This window comes from Shinella sp. WSC3-e (genome assembly GCF_945994535.1).
GTDB lineage: Bacteria > Pseudomonadota > Alphaproteobacteria > Rhizobiales > Rhizobiaceae > Shinella > Shinella yambaruensis.
The window spans coordinates 1,662,905-1,677,532 of the sequence record NZ_OZ000530.1; the positions used below are offsets into that span (position 1 = coordinate 1,662,905).

13 protein-coding genes are annotated in these 14,628 nt (G+C 65.6%); 2 read left to right on the forward strand and 11 right to left on the reverse strand.

What is annotated here, in order from left to right:
* Positions 1-50: 50 nt before the first annotated feature.
* From AABF56_RS08470 to cysG, 5 genes are all read right to left on the reverse strand, one after another.
* Entirely contained in the window at positions 51-866 is an 816-nt protein-coding gene (locus AABF56_RS08470) for a ferredoxin--NADP reductase (protein ID WP_272805599.1), read from the reverse strand.
* A gap of 212 nt (positions 867-1,078) precedes the next feature.
* Positions 1,079-1,579 (reverse strand): DUF934 domain-containing protein, encoded by a 501-nt coding sequence (locus AABF56_RS08475; RefSeq protein WP_244765345.1) that lies wholly within the window; start codon positions 1,577-1,579, stop codon positions 1,079-1,081.
* 11 nt (positions 1,580-1,590) lie between these two features.
* Positions 1,591-3,264 carry a nitrite/sulfite reductase gene (locus AABF56_RS08480; RefSeq protein ID WP_272805600.1) on the reverse strand — a complete coding sequence of 558 codons (1,674 nt, stop codon included), beginning with the start codon at positions 3,262-3,264 and terminating at the stop codon, positions 1,591-1,593.
* Between the two features lie 9 nt (positions 3,265-3,273).
* Entirely contained in the window at positions 3,274-3,591 is a 318-nt protein-coding gene (locus AABF56_RS08485; protein WP_272805601.1) for a DUF2849 domain-containing protein, read from the reverse strand.
* 1 nt (position 3,592) lies between these two features.
* The gene (cysG, locus tag AABF56_RS08490) at positions 3,593-5,032 is read right to left on the reverse strand and encodes a siroheme synthase CysG (protein ID WP_272805602.1); all 1,440 of its coding nucleotides are present in this window, start codon (positions 5,030-5,032) and stop codon (positions 3,593-3,595) included.
* Positions 5,033-5,229: 197 nt separating this feature from the next.
* Here cysG and AABF56_RS08495 point away from each other — a divergent pair, with 197 nt between their 5' ends.
* Both AABF56_RS08495 and mazG read left to right on the forward strand, forming a co-directional pair.
* Positions 5,230-5,817 (forward strand): nucleoside deaminase, encoded by a 588-nt coding sequence (locus AABF56_RS08495; RefSeq protein WP_244765341.1) that lies wholly within the window; start codon positions 5,230-5,232, stop codon positions 5,815-5,817.
* 8 nt (positions 5,818-5,825) lie between these two features.
* Positions 5,826-6,662 (forward strand): nucleoside triphosphate pyrophosphohydrolase, encoded by an 837-nt coding sequence (gene mazG / locus AABF56_RS08500; protein WP_272805603.1) that lies wholly within the window; start codon positions 5,826-5,828, stop codon positions 6,660-6,662.
* Positions 6,663-6,850: 188 nt separating this feature from the next.
* Here mazG and hflX read toward each other — a convergent pair whose 3' ends face one another.
* The 6 genes from hflX to AABF56_RS08530 all read right to left on the reverse strand — a co-directional run bounded on the left by hflX (position 6,851) and on the right by AABF56_RS08530 (position 14,527).
* Entirely contained in the window at positions 6,851-8,173 is a 1,323-nt protein-coding gene (hflX, locus tag AABF56_RS08505) for a GTPase HflX (protein ID WP_272805604.1), read from the reverse strand.
* A 77-nt stretch (positions 8,174-8,250) separates the two neighbouring features.
* On the reverse strand, positions 8,251-8,493 hold the full coding sequence (gene hfq / locus AABF56_RS08510) for an RNA chaperone Hfq (RefSeq protein ID WP_023514954.1): 243 nt from the start codon (positions 8,491-8,493) through the stop codon (positions 8,251-8,253).
* A gap of 97 nt (positions 8,494-8,590) precedes the next feature.
* The gene (locus AABF56_RS08515; protein ID WP_272805605.1) at positions 8,591-9,454 is read right to left on the reverse strand and encodes a D-amino-acid transaminase; all 864 of its coding nucleotides are present in this window, start codon (positions 9,452-9,454) and stop codon (positions 8,591-8,593) included.
* Positions 9,455-9,492: 38 nt separating this feature from the next.
* A complete protein-coding gene (trkA, locus tag AABF56_RS08520) occupies positions 9,493-10,869 on the reverse strand; it encodes a Trk system potassium transporter TrkA (protein ID WP_244765337.1) in 1,377 nt (458 codons plus the stop codon).
* A gap of 30 nt (positions 10,870-10,899) precedes the next feature.
* Positions 10,900-12,264, reverse strand: coding sequence for a nitrogen assimilation response regulator NtrX (ntrX, locus tag AABF56_RS08525; RefSeq protein WP_272805606.1), 1,365 nt, complete (start codon positions 12,262-12,264; stop codon positions 10,900-10,902).
* Complete coding sequence (locus AABF56_RS08530) at positions 12,254-14,527, reverse strand: sensor histidine kinase NtrY-like (RefSeq protein ID WP_244765335.1); 2,274 nt, start codon at positions 14,525-14,527, stop codon at positions 12,254-12,256. Before AABF56_RS08530 ends, ntrX begins: the two co-directional genes overlap by 11 nt.
* Between the last annotated feature and the right edge of the window lie 101 nt (positions 14,528-14,628).

Sequence of the window (14,628 nt, forward strand, 5' to 3'; positions counted from 1 at the left end):
GAAAAGGGCGGCCCGAAAGCCGCCCCGTCAATCCTCAAGGAACCGTTCGCTCAGTCGACGAAGGCGCGCTCGATGACGAATTCGCCGGGCTTGTTGTTGGCGCCCTCGATGAGGCCCGCCTCTTCCAGCAAAGCCTTGGTTTCCTTCAGCATCGCCGACGAGCCGCAGATCATGCCGCGGTCGACCGCCGGGTCGAAATGCGGCACGCCGAGATCGGAGAACATCTTGCCGTTGCGGATGAGGTCGGTGATGCGGCCCTGAAACGGATAGTCCTCGCGCGTCACGGTCGCATAGTGGCGCAGCTTGTTGCCGACGACTTCCGAAAGGAACTCGTGGTTGCGGATCTCCTCGACGAGGTCGAAGCCGTATTTCAGCTCGGCGACCTCGCGGCAGGTATGCGTCAGGATGACCTCGTCGAACTTCTCGTAGGTTTCCGGATCGCGCATCAGGCTGGCGAAGGGCGCGATGCCCGTGCCGGTCGAGAACATGTAGAGCCGCTTGCCCGGCGTCAGCGCGTCGAGCACCAGCGTGCCGGTCGGCTTCTTGCGCATCAGCACCGTGTCGCCCGGCTTGATCTGCTGGAGATGGGAGGTCAGCGGACCGTCCGGCACCTTGATCGAGAAGAACTCCAGTTCCTCGTCCCAGGAGGGGCTGGCGATCGAATAGGCGCGGTAGACGGGCTTGTCGCCGACCATCAGGCCGATCATCGCGAACTCGCCCGAGCGGAAGCGGAAGCTTTCCGGACGCGTCATGCGGAAGCGGAACAGGCGATCCGTATAGTGCTGCACGCTCGTCACCGTCTCGGCGAAAACGCCGGCGGGGATTGCGGAAGCGACAAAATCTTCGGTCTTGGCAGGTGCGTTCATTTCGGGATCGGTCCTGGCTTCGCGTCGAGAAAATTTGACGATAGGCAGATATTACATGTTGAGCGGCAAAGGAAGGTATTCCGTTCCAATGCGCTGATTGGCCGCGCAATAGTTTGCCGTTCGCGCCGATTTTGCGCAAGGCCGGCCGCCCGGCGTTGATCTTGCGCAAACCTGCCATGAAATTGCGGCTATTCGCCGGCCGGCTCCCGCCCTCAAGCCCGCCGGCGCCAGCTGTAGGAACCGACATCCTCCGAAGGACGCGCGGTCGGCTGGTAGTGGTTGTCGATGCCCGGCAGGCGGTTTTCCGCAAGCCGCTTCAGCGCCGTCGCATTGGTGACGGCGAAGCTGTCGATGCCACAGCGCAGCATCAGCGGGATCTGGTCGATCAGCACGTCGCCGACCGCCCTCACCTCGCCCTTGAAGCCGAGGCGCGCGCGCAGCAGCGAGGCATGGCTGAAGGCCCGCCCGTCGCTGAAGGCCGGGAAGGCGACCGCCACCAGCGCGATGCGGTCGAGATGGCCTTCGAGCCTGCGCACGTCGTCCGCCGGGTTGATCAGCACGCCGAGGCCGGTCTCGTCGGTCTCGGAGACCTTGGCAAGGAAATCGCCGAGGCCGAGGATCGCCTTCTCGTTCGAGCCCGCCTTGGTCTCCTCGCTTTCGATCACCCAGGGATCGTCGGTCACGAAGCCGGTTTCGTTCCAGATTTTCGTCATCACCGGTCTCCTCAGGCTGCCGCGGCGGTCTTGTCGCCGTAGAGCGCATCCTTGAACGGCTGCGGCCCGACGCGGCGATAGGCCGTCAGGAAGGTCTCGGAGGGATCGAGGCGGAGGCCGAGATAGGTATCGACGATCACCTCGATCGCATCCGTCACCTTCTCCGGCTCGAAGCCGCGCCCGATGATCTCGCCGATCGACGTGTTCTCGTCGCCTGAGCCGCCGAGGGTGATCTGGTAAAGCTCCTCGCCCTTCTTCTCCACCCCGAGCAGGCCGATATGGCCGACATGGTGGTGGCCGCAGGCGTTGATGCAGCCAGAGATCTTGATCTTCAGCTCGCCGATCTCGGCCTGGCGCTCGGCCGAGCCGAAGCGGGCGGAGATCTCCTGCGCGACCGGGATCGAGCGGGCATTGGCCAGCGCGCAGTAGTCCAGCCCCGGACAGGCGATGATATCCGTGATGAGGCCGGCATTGGCGGTTTCGAGCCCGGCGGCGACAAGGCCGCGATAGATCGGCTCCAGATCGGCCAGCGCCACATGCGGCAGGATGAGGTTCTGCTCGTGGCTGACGCGGATCTCGTCGAAGGCGTATTCCTCCGCGATATCGGCGACCGCCTCCATCTGCGCGTCCGTCGCATCGCCCGGAATGCCGCCGATCGGCTTCAGCGAGATCGTCACGCTGGCATAATCGGGATGCTTGTGCGGATGCACATTGTGCTGCACCCAGCGGGCAAAGTCGGCATCGGCCTTCTTCCACTGCGCAAGGCTCGCCCAGCCCTCGGCGCGGGAGGCAAGCGCCGGCGGCGCGAAATAGGCGGTGATGGCGGCGATATCCTTCTCCGGCAGCTTCAGCTCGGTGTTCTTCAGTTCGGCGAACTCCACTTCCACCTGCCGCGCCAGTTCCTCCGCGCCCGTCTCGTGAACGAGGATCTTGATGCGCGCCTTGTACTTGTTGTCGCGCCGGCCGTGCAGGTTGTACACGCGCATGATCGCGGTCGTATAGGAGAGCAGATCCTCTTCCGGCAGGAAGTCGCGGATCTTCTTGGCGACCATCGGCGTACGGCCCTGCCCGCCGCCGACATAGACGGCAAAGCCGATCTCGCCGTTGTCGTTCTTCTTCAGGTGCAGGCCGATGTCGTGCACCTGGATCGCCGCGCGGTCACGCTCGGCGCCGGTGACGGCGATCTTGAACTTGCGCGGCAGGAAGGAGAACTCCGGATGCACGGAGGACCACTGGCGCAGGATTTCCGCATAGGGACGCGGATCGGCGACCTCATCGGCCGCAGCGCCGGCGAAGTGGTCGGCCGTGACGTTGCGAATGCAGTTGCCCGAAGTCTGCAGCGCATGCATCTCGACCGTCGCGAGATCGGCGAGCGCATCCGGCAGTTCCGACAGCTTCGGCCAGTTGTACTGGATGTTCTGGCGCGTGGTGAAATGGCCGTAGCCGCGGTCGTACTTGCGGGCGATATAGGCGAGCATGCGCATCTGGCGCGCATTCAGCGTGCCGTACGGGATCGCAACGCGCAGCATGTAGGCGTGAAGCTGCAGATAGACGCCGTTCATCAGGCGCAGCGGCTTGAAGGCATCCTCGGCCAGCTCGCCGGAGAGGCGGCGGCCGACCTGATCGCGGAACTGCTCCACCCGGCTGGAAACAAAGGCGTGATCGAATTCGTCGTAGCGATACATAAGCGTTCCTCAGGCGGCCGGTGCGGCCGTCGCAGTCAGGCCGGCATAACCGGCGGCATAGGCAATGGTCGGGCCGGCGGCGCGGATGCGCTCGCGCATGCGCAGCGGCCGCAGCACGCCATCCACCTCTTCGACGTCGACGACGTTCACGTCAACCACCTTGTTGTCGGCGAAAGCCTGCTTGCCGGTCGCCTCCAGCGCATCGACGGCCTCCTTGTGGCGCGCGACGAAGGCGGCCTGGAGCTGTTCGTTCCAGTTGCCGCCCGCATCCAGCCAGACGGAAATGCCGTCGGAAAGGCGGTTGGCTGTCAGAACCTTGTCGGCCATGTCATGCTCCCAATGCTGCTGTGGTTCGGACCGGCTCGCGGACGGCGAGCGGTTCGGAATGTTCGAAATTGGCGCCGGCGACGGCATCGCCGATGATCACCATGACGGGACCGGTCAGTTCGTCGCGATGCTCGAGGCCCGGCAGGTCCTTCAGGGTGCCATGCAGCAGCCGCTTTTCCCGCCGGCTGGCATTCTCCACGACGGCGACGGTCGTCTCGGCCGGCAGGCCCGCCTCCATCAGCCGGGCGGCGACGGAAGCCGCGACCGTGCGGCCCATATAGACGGCGACGGTGGCGCCGGAGATCGCAAGCCGCGCCCAATCCGGCAGGACCGAGCCCGTCAGGTCGTGCCCCGTCGTGAAGACGAGCGAGGAGGCGACGCCGCGCAGCGTCAGCGGCAGTTCGAAATCGGCGGCCGCGGCGAAGGCGGAGGTGATGCCGGGCACGACCTCGTAGGTGACGCCCGCCTGGCGGAGCGCCGCCATTTCCTCGCCAGCGCGACCGTAGACCAGCGGATCGCCGGATTTCAGGCGCACGACGCGCTTTCCCGCCTTGCCGAGTTCGACGATGAGGTCGTTGATCTCTTCCTGCGACTTGGAGTGACAGCCCTTGCGCTTGCCGACGGAAAGGCGCTCTGCATCGCGGCGCCCCATGTCGACGATGGCCTGCGGCACGAGCGCATCAAAGACGATGACGTCGGCTTCCATCATCACGCGCTGGGCGCGTAGCGTCAGGAGATCTTCCGCGCCCGGGCCGGCGCCGACCAGCCAGACATGGCCGGCGGCGCGGCCCTGCGAAGTGAGAAGCGAATCGGCGGTGCGGTGCGCGAGATCGATATCGCCATTGTTGACGGCGTCGGCCACCGCGCCCTGGAAGAAGCAGCGCCAGAAGACGCGGCGCGTCACGCCGCGCGGCAGGAGGCGATCGACGGCCTCGCGGTAGCCGTTTGCAAGGCTGGCGAGCCGGCCGAGCGAGGGCGAAAGGATCTGGTCGACCTGCGCGCGGATCATCTGCGCCAGGACGGGGCCTGCGCCCTCCGTGCCGATGGCGACGGCGACGGGCGCGCGGTTGACGAGCGCCGGCGTGAAGAAATCGCAATGGTCCGGCTGGTCGACGGCATTGACCGGAATGCGCAGCGCCCGGGCCGCGGCGGAGATCGCACGGTCGGCGGCGGCATCCCCCGTCGCGGCGAAGACGAGCGCCGCATCGGCGATCGCATCGCTGGAGAAGGGCGCGCGCACCAGCTCCAGCCCCTTGTCCGTGATGAAGCGGGCGAAATCGGCCTCCGGCGCCTCGGCGAGCACGACGATCCGGGCATCCGTGTTGAACAGCAGCCGGGCCTTGGCGAAAGCCTCGTCGCCCGCGCCCACGACAACGACCGTCCGGCCGCTGACGCGGAAGAACGCCGGGAATGTCGAAAGCTTCTGGTTTGCTGCGGTCATGGTGTGGTCCGGTTGAAGTGTGCGCACTATCGCGAATAATAGCCAGGAACAAAAGAAACAGAAATTCCAATGGCTCCGGGGGCGCGTATTGTTTTGCTCGCACCTCCCGCATTTTGAGCATAAGTCACCGGCCGCCCTTGCCTGTCCACCGCGGCGACCGCTAAGGAGGCATTCTCACGCCAACGGGGATTCCCATCATGGACCAGTCCGCCCTTGCAAAGCGCCTCCTCGACGTCATCGAAACCGATATCCTGCCGCTGACCGCTGAAGGCGTTGCCACTGGCAACAAGGTTTTCGGCGCCGCGATCCTGCAAAAATCCGATCTGTCGCTGGTCATCGCCGAAACGAACAACGAGATGGAAAACCCGCTCTGGCATGGCGAGGTGCACACGCTGAAACGCCTCTACGAGCGCATCGAGAAGCCGGATACCAGGGACTACGTCTTCCTCTCCACGCACGAGCCCTGCTCCATGTGCCTTTCGGCCATCACCTGGGCCGGCTTCGACAATTTTTACTATTTGTTCAGCCATGAGGATTCGCGCGACAGTTTTGCGATCCCGCACGATCTGCGCATCCTCAAGGAGGTCTTCCGGCTCGATCCCGGCGGCTATGCCAGGACGAACGCCTTCTGGCACTCCGCCGCCATCGCCGATCTGATCGCCACGTCCGACGAGCCCGCGAAGGCGGCATTGAAGGCGCAGGACGCGAGGATCCGCGCCGCCTATGACGACCTGTCGGACGCCTACCAGTCCGGCAAGACCGGCAACAACATCCCGCTCAACTGAGAACCGCGATGGAACCGAGCCGCGACATCGAACGCCTGATCGAGATCATGGCGGCCCTGCGCCAGCCCGAGACCGGCTGCCCCTGGGACGTCGTCCAGACCTTCGAGACGATCAAGCCCTACACGATCGAGGAGGCCTACGAGGTCGCCGACGCCATCGAGCGCAACGACATGGACGACCTGTGCGAGGAGCTGGGCGACCTCCTCCTCCAGGTGGTCTTCCATGCCCGCATGGCGCAGGAGCGCGGCGAATTCGACTTCGGCAACGTGGTCGAAGCCGTCACGCGCAAGATGATCCGCCGCCATCCGCATGTCTTCGCCGGCTCGGATGCGGAAACGCCCGAGGCGGTGAAGCTGCAATGGGATGCGATCAAGCAGGCGGAAAAGCGCGAGCGCAGGGAGCGCCGCGCCCGGCGCGGCTTGCCGGAGGATCCGCTCCGCGGCCATCTCGGCTCCGTGCAGCGCTCCTTCCCGGCCCTCGTCGAGGCGCTGAAGCTCCAGGAACGCGCCGCCAAGGTGGGCTTCGACTGGTCCGAGCCGGCGCCGATCCTCGACAAGATCGAGGAGGAGGTCGGCGAGCTGCGCGAGGCGCTGCGCAACGACGACCAGAAGGCCGTCGCCGACGAACTCGGCGACCTCATCTTCGCGCTGGTCAATATCGGCCGCCATGTCGGCACCGATCCGGAAATGGCCCTGCGCGGCACGAACACGAAGTTCCGCAACCGCTTCTCGCATATCGAGGACAGCCTTGCGGCGAATGGCGAAAGCCTCGAAGCGGCGACGCTGGAGCGGATGGAAGCGCTTTGGCAGGCGGCGAAGCGGATCGAGCGGCAGTTGGAGACGTAAAGGGTTCCAAAGCCCCTCATCCCGCTGCCGCGACCTTCTCCCCGCAAGCAGGGAGAAGGGGCAAGACGAAAGGCCTTCCCTTCATCCGAGACGCTTCAGTTTTCGGGAAACCGGCACGGCACCCCCTTCGCCCCGCCTGCGGGGAGAAGGTGCCGGCAGGCGGATGAGGGGCGAGACTCCCGGCGCCTTCAGCGCTCCCAGTCCTCGACCACTCTCTTGCCGCCGATGCCGAGCCGGCGGTCGAGTTCGGCGGCTTCCGTTTCGGTCAGCCGCAGGTCCAGCCGCACGGTGCCGTCTTCCAGGTCCTCGCGTCCGTCGACGATCGAATGGTCGTAGACCCAGGGCAGAAGCTGCAGCTGCGTGACCGGCAGAATGACGTCGCGGTCGACCAGCACGCCGGAAAGCCGCTGGTTGATCTCGGAAAGCAGCCTGTCGACGCCCTCGCCGGAAATGGCGGAGACGGCGATGACGTTCGGCTGGCCCTCGGCCTTCTGCACCAGCGCCGCGCGCGCTTCGGGCTCCAGCCGGTCGATCTTGTTCCAGACCTCGAGGATGCGCTCGGCGCCGTCCTTCTCGTCGATGCCGAGATCGGCGAGAATGCGCAGAACGTCCGAGGACTGCGCGCCGTTGTCAGGGTCCGACATGTCGCGCACATGGAGGATCAGGTCCGCCTCCAGCACCTCTTCCAGCGTCGCGCGGAAGGCGGCGACGAGGTGGGTCGGCAGGTCCGAGATGAAGCCCACCGTATCGGACAGGATGACGGTGCGGCCCTGCGGCAGCTTCATGCGGCGCAGCGTCGGGTCGAGCGTGGCGAAGAGCATGTCCTCGGCCAGAACCCCCGCCCCGGTGATGCGGTTGAACAGCGTCGACTTGCCGGCATTCGTATAGCCGACGAGCGCGACGATCGGATGCGGCACCTTCTTGCGCTTGGAGCGGTGCAGCTGGCGGGTGCGGCGCACCTGCTCCAGCTCGCGCTCCAGCTTGACGATCTTGTCCTGCAGGAGCCGGCGGTCGGCTTCGATCTGCGTTTCGCCCGGGCCGCCCATGAAGCCGGCGCCGCCGCGCTGGCGCTCGAGGTGGGTCCAGCTGCGGACCAGCCGGCCCTTCTGGTAGTTGAGATGGGCGAGCTCGACCTGCAGCGTGCCTTCCTTGGTGGAGGCGCGCCGGCCGAAGATTTCGAGGATGAGGCCCGTGCGGTCGATGACCTTGGCGCCCCACTCCTTTTCGAGGTTGCGCTGCTGCACCGGCGTCAGCGGATGATCGACGATGACGAGGCCGGCATCGTGTTCGTCGAGCGCCGCCTTGATCTCCCCGATCTTGCCGGTGCCGAGCAGCGTGCCGGGCTTCGGCTGGCTGACGGGCACGATGGCCGAATGGGCGACGGTGAGGTCGATGGCGCGCGCAAGGCCCACGGCCTCTTCCAGCCGCGCCTCGTCGGACCGCGTGGTCACCGTGGGATCGGGTTTTCCGCGCGCGGCCTTCAGCACCGGCACGATGACGACGGCGCGCATATCGTCCCGGTGCTTTTCAGCCTCCGGAACGATGGAATCCTTGGCTTTATCGGATTTCTTAATGATCTTGGGTCCTGTCAGGAGCCGCTTTCCTCGGTCTCGAACATCTGCAGCGGCTGGCCGGGCATGATGGTCGAGATCGCATGCTTGTACACGAGCTGCGAGTGACCGTCGCGGCGGAGCAGCACACAGAAGTTGTCGAAAGAAGTGACAACCCCGGTCAGCTTGACCCCGTTGATGAGAAAGATCGTCAGGGAAATCTTTTGCTTGCGAACGGTATTAAGAAAAAGATCCTGCAGGTTCTGAGAACGTTCCGCCATCGCGCCGCTTCTTTCTGATTGCCGGCCCTTGAGACCGGTTGACTAAAATAAAATGTCCCCACGCCCGACACGACGTGGCGGACCGTCAATTTTGGTATCAAATCGCGGTCTTCTCCGCAACGGCGAAAAAGCCCTCGCGGATTTTCTGTGCCGTCATGCCGGGATGCCCGTTGGCGATCGTGTGGCCGTCGATCGAAACGACCGGCAGGCAGATCGTCGTCGCCCCGGTCACGAACACTTCCCGCGCCTCCAGCATCTCCGCCACGGAAAACCGGCGTTCCTCGACGGCAAGCCCGAGCGCTGCGGCGACATCCATCAGCGTCGTGCGGGTAATGCCGTTGAGGATGCCATGATCGGCCGGCCGCGTGACGAGCGTTCCCGCCCGGTCGACGATCCAGAGATTCGTCGCGCCGCCCTCCGTGACATTGCCCTCCGCATCCACAAAAATCGCCTCCTGCGCGCCGGCCTCCTTCGCCTGCTGGCGGGCCAGCACGTTCGGCAGCAGGCCCACGGTCTTGATGTCCACCCGCCCCCAGCGGTTGTCGGCGACCGTGGCGGCGCGGACGCCCGAGGCATATCGGGCGGCGTTCACAGCCGGGGTGAGGCTTTTCGCCGTGACGACCAGCGTCGGGCGCACTTCCGGCGAGGGAAAGACATGGTCCCGCTTCGCAACGCCGCGCGTCACCTGAAGATAGACCAGGCCGTTGGTCACGAGGTTGCGGCGCAGCACCTGCCGCAGGATACCGATCAGCGCCGCGCGCGGCATCGGCGGGCGGATGCGGATTTCCGCAAGCGACCGGTCGAGCCGGTCGAGATGACGCGACAGATCGACGATATAGCCCTGCTGGACCTGGCAGACCTCATAGACCGCATCGGCAAAGACGAAACCGCGATCCAGGATATGCACCGCCGCATCGGCATGGCGGACATAACGGCCGTTGACATAGGCGATGCGCGGCATGGGGGTTCCTATTTTCAGGTTTGCGGATGCAGACCCGCTCAGAAATACTGGATGCTGACGCGGAAGAGCTGTTCGACATGGCGCACGGCCACCGCGGCGGCGAACAACACGACGCGGTCCCTCGCCTTGATCTTCGTGCTGCCGTCCGGCCGGATCACCGCATTGTCGCGATAGATCGCGCCGATGCGGATGCCGGGCGGCAACTCGATCTCGCGCAGCGGCCTGCCGACGAGCGGCGAGGTCTCCAGCGCTTCGGCCTCGATCACCTCGGCAGATCCTTTCTGCACCGCATAGACCGAGCGGATGCGGCCCTTGCGGACGTGCTGCAGGATGCCGGAGATCGTCACCGCCCGCGGATTGATATGCGCGTCGATGCCGAGCGTCTTGGTGAAATCCTGGTACATCGGATCGTTGATCAGCACCAGGTTCTGCTTGCAGCCGAGGCGCTTGGCCATCACGCTGCCGAGAATGTTGATCTGGTCATTGTTGGTCAGCGCGACGATCAGGTCCGCATCCTGGATATCCGCCTGGAGCAGCATCTTCTGGTCGAGCGCCGAACCGTGCAGCACGACCGCATTGCGCAGCTTGTCGGCGATCGCGACGGCCCGCTCGCGATCGCTCTCGATGATCTTCAGCCGCGTCTTCGCCTGGTAATCCTCGATCGCCCTGGCGACGAAATAGCCGATATTGCCGCCGCCGGCGATGACGATGCGCGCCGCCTCCTGCTCCTCGTGGCCGAACAGCGCCAGCGTGCGCCGGACGTGCCCCTTGTCGCAGACCACATAGGCAAGGTCGCCGGAATGCAGCTGGTCGGTGGAATTCGGCACGAAGAGCTTGCCGTTGGAGAAGATGCCGGTGACGGTGGCGTTGAGGTCGGGGAAGAGCTCGCTGAGCTGCTTCAGCGGCGTCTCGACGACCGGGCAGTCCTCCATGCATTCGATCGCCACCATGACGATGCGGTCGTCGGCAAAGCGCACGACGTCCGTCGCACCCGGGAAGGAGATGCGCCTCAGCACCATCTTGCCCACCTCCACCTCCGGCGAGATGGTGACGTCGATCGGCATGTTCTCGCGGGAGAAGAGGTCGGAATATTCCGGCGCGAGATAGTTCTGCGAGCGGATGCGGGCGATCTTGGTCGGCACGTTGAACAGCGAATGGGCCACCTGGCAGGCGACCATGTTGACCTCGTCGAACAGCGTGACGGCGATCAGCATGTCCGCCTGGTCCGCGCCGGCCTTGGCCAGCACCTCCGGATGCGCGCCGTGGCCGACGATGCCGCTGACATCGAGCGTGTCGGTTATGGCGGCGATCAAGGAGGGCTGCGTGTCGATCACCGAAACGTCGTTGCCCTCCTGCGAGAGCCGCTCCGCGATACCGTAGCCGACGCGTCCGGCGCCGCAGATAATGACCTTCATGCCCAAGAATCCCTCAAGTTCCCGAGGGCCTTATACGCCAAGCGACTTCAGTTTGCGATGGAGCGCCGAGCGCTCCATGCCGACGAATTCGGCCGTGCGGGAAATGTTGCCGCCGAAGCGGTTGATCTGGGCGATGAGATAGTCCCGCTCGAACATTTCGCGCGCCTCGCGCAGCGGCAGCGTCATGATGTGCTGGTCGCCCTGCGTGGAGATCTTCGGCAGCATGTCGCCCACTTCCGTCGGCAGCATGTCGGCGGTGATCGGCGTGTCCGGGCCGTCGCTGCGGGCGAGAATCATCAGCCGCTCGATATTGTTGCGCAGCTGCCGGATATTGCCCGGCCAGTCATGCGCCTGCAGCACCGCGAGCGCGTCATCGCCGATCTTGCGCGAGCGGATGCCCGCCTGCTCGCTGATCTGGCGCATGAACATGTCGACGAGGAAGGGGATGTCTTCGCGCCGCTCGGCGAGCGGCGGCACGCGCACGGGCACGACGGCGAGGCGGTGATAGAGGTCCTCGCGAAAACCGCCCTCGGCGATCAGGCTCTCGAGATTGTAGGCGGTGGAGGAGATGATGCGCACGTCCACCTTCACCCGCTTGGAGCCGCCGACGCGCTCGAACTGCTGGTCGACCAGCACGCGCAGGATCTTGTTCTGCGTCTCGCGCGGCATCTCGCCGATCTCGTCGAGATAGAGGATGCCGCCATGCGCCTCTTCGAGCGCCCCGGTCTTGCGCGGCTGGCCGGGCGTTCCCTCCGTGCCGAACAGCGCGATCTCCATGCGCTCCGGCGTGATCGCCGCCGCGTTCAAGACGACGAACGGCCCGTTGGCGCGGCTCGACTTGCGGTGGATCATGCGCGCGACCAGCTCCTTGCCGGAGCCGGAGGGGCCGAGGATCATGATGCGGCTGTTGGTCGGCGAAACCTTCTCGATGTTCTGGCGCAGCTGCGAGACGGCGACCGAGGTGCCGATCAGCTCCACCGGATCGCCGGAGCGCTTCTTCAGTTCCGTCACCTCGCGGCGCAGCTTGGAATTCTCCAGCGCCCGCTCGGCGATGAGGATCAGCCGATCCGCCTTGAACGGCTTCTCGATGAAGTCATAGGCGCCGCGGCGGATGGCCGAGACGGCCGTCTCGATATTGCCGTGGCCGGAGATCATCACGACCGGCAGGTCCGGATGGCGGCTCTTGATCTCGTCGAGCAGCGCCAGCCCGTCGAGCTTGCTGCCCTGCATCCAGATGTCGAGGAAGACGAGGCGCGGCATGCGATCGTTGATCGCGGCGAGCGCGCTGTCGCTGTCATAGGCGGTGCGCGTCTCGTGCCCCTCGTCCGAGAGGATGCCGGAGACGATCTCGCGGATGTCCTCCTCGTCGTCCACCACAAGAATATCAGACGCCATGGCTCACTTCCCTGTTCTTCTTGTCCGCATCGACGGCCACCACCGTTTCCTCGTAGGGCAGGATCACGCGGATCATCGCCCCGTGGCCGTTGTCGAAATCCGCGGGGGCATCATGCAGTTCCAGCTGTCCGCCGTGGTCTTCGATGATCTTCTTCACGATGGCGAGGCCGAGCCCCGTGCCCTTCTCGCGCATCGTCATGTAGGGTTCGAGGATCCGGTGCCGGTTCTCCGTCGGCAAACCCTTGCCGTTGTCAATGACATCAACGACGAACCGCCGTCCTGCGTCGTCGGGTGTCGCCCGGACGAGGATCCTGCGCTCCTCGCGCGTCACCTCCGGCGGCAGCGCCTCGATGGCCTCCACTGCATTCTTGATGATGTTGCCGAAGGCCTGGCCGAGCATGCGTGCGTCGAACAGCCCTTCGAGCGGCACTTCGCCGAGATCCTTGCGGAAGACGACATGGGTATTGCCCATCTCGCGCAGGAAGACCGCGTCCTTCAGGATGCTGCGCAGGTCCGAGCGCTCCTTCGTCGGCTTCGGCATGCGCGCGAAGGCGGAGAACTCGTCGACCATGCGGCCGATATCCTCGACCTGGCGCACGATCGTGTCCGTACACTGGTCGAAGACGGCGCGGTCCTCCGGGTCGATCTGCTTGCCGTAGCGGCGCCGGATGCGCTCCGCGGAAAGCTGGATCGGCGTCAGCGGGTTCTTGATCTCGTGCGCGATGCGCCGCGCCACGTCCGCCCAGGCGGTGGAGCGCTGGGCGATGACGAGGTCGGTGATGTCGTCGATGGTGACGACATAGGATTCCTTCGCATCCTTCGCCTCCTCGCGCGTCACCTGCACGTTCAGCGTCCGCTCCTTGCCGCCGTGCATGATGTTGACCTGCTTGCGGTAATTGTTGCGGTGGCGGGTGGAGCCCTCGGCCAGCACCGCCGCGATCTCCGGCGCCACCTCGGTCAGCGGCTTGCCGATCAGCTCACTGGCGTTGCGCCCGAGCAGGATCTCGGCCGAAAGATTGGCGATGGTCACGCGGCCGTCCTCCTCGACGCCGATAACGGCGGCCGTGACGCCCGAGAGCACCGCCTCGATGAAACGACGGCGATGGTCGACCTCGTCCTTCGCGTCGAGGATCTGCTCCTGCTGCGCGCGAATTTCCGCGATCATCTTGTTGAAGGTGCGCGAGAGGTTGCCGACGTCGCCATCGACCGTGCGCACCGGCACGCTGACGTCGAGGTTGCCCGAGGCGACGCTGTCGGCGGCGCCGATCAGCTGGCGGATCGGCCGCACGATACGGTCGGCGACGGCAATCGCCGTCCAGATCGCAGCGAGCAGCACGATGAGGGCAAAGCCGAGATAGAGCACGCCGAAGGCGATCTGCAGGGTCGTGCGCCCGGCCTCCAGCGCGCGGTATTCCGCCGTGTTCTCCTCCATCAACCGCATGGAGCGCATGACCTCGGGATCGACGGTGCGGATCGTGTAGAGGAACGCTTCCGGGATGTTGTCGAGCTTGATGATGGCGCCGACGAGATTGGTGCCGCCCGGCGGGATCAGCGTCGGCTGGCCGGCGGCGGAGGCCTTCAGGGCATCCTCCGGCACGGCCGGCAGCTCGTTTTCGATCTGGATGTTCGCCTGCAGGATCGTCGAACCGTCGGCGCGCAGCAGGAAGGCGCCGAGCATGCCGCGGCCGCGCGCCTGGCGCGTCATCAGATCGATGAAACCGGTGCGGTCGAGGCTGTAGAGCTGGCGGTTGCGGTCGAGGTCGTTCGCCATGGAGGCCGTCTGGCCCTGCAGGTAGCTCGCATTCTCCAGCACGTAGGCCTGCGCCACGTTGAGCGAGGAACTGACGATCGACTGGGTGCGGATGGAGAACCAGCGGTCAAGGCCGACATCGAGCGTGATGGAGGCGAAGATGGCGACGAGCACCGCGGGCGTGATCGCGACGATGGAGAACAGCGCGACGATGCGCACATGCAGGCGCGCGGCGGCGCGGCCGCGGCTGCGCGCGCGCAGGAGCCGCAGGATCTCGCGGCCGATCAGGAACACCAGGCCGACGATGAAGACCGCGTTGATCGCCGCCGAGGCGATGACGACATTGGCTTCCGGCTTGATCGGCGTCAGCCCGAGCAGGATGAACAGCGAGATCGTCGCGGCGACGAGCGCGCCGCCGGCCAGCACAAGGCCCGGCAAAGCGAAGGAGGCACGCCGGTCGCTGCCCGCCGCCTTACCGTTTTCGCCTGAGAGCAGGCTCACGCCTTCCGTCATCTGCCGCATCGCTTCCCCGGCCGGACACCCAGAAGGGAACCGGCGTTCTTCTCGTGTTTTCCGGAGCAGCGCCGATCGCGCGAGGGACCGGCCGCGTCCGC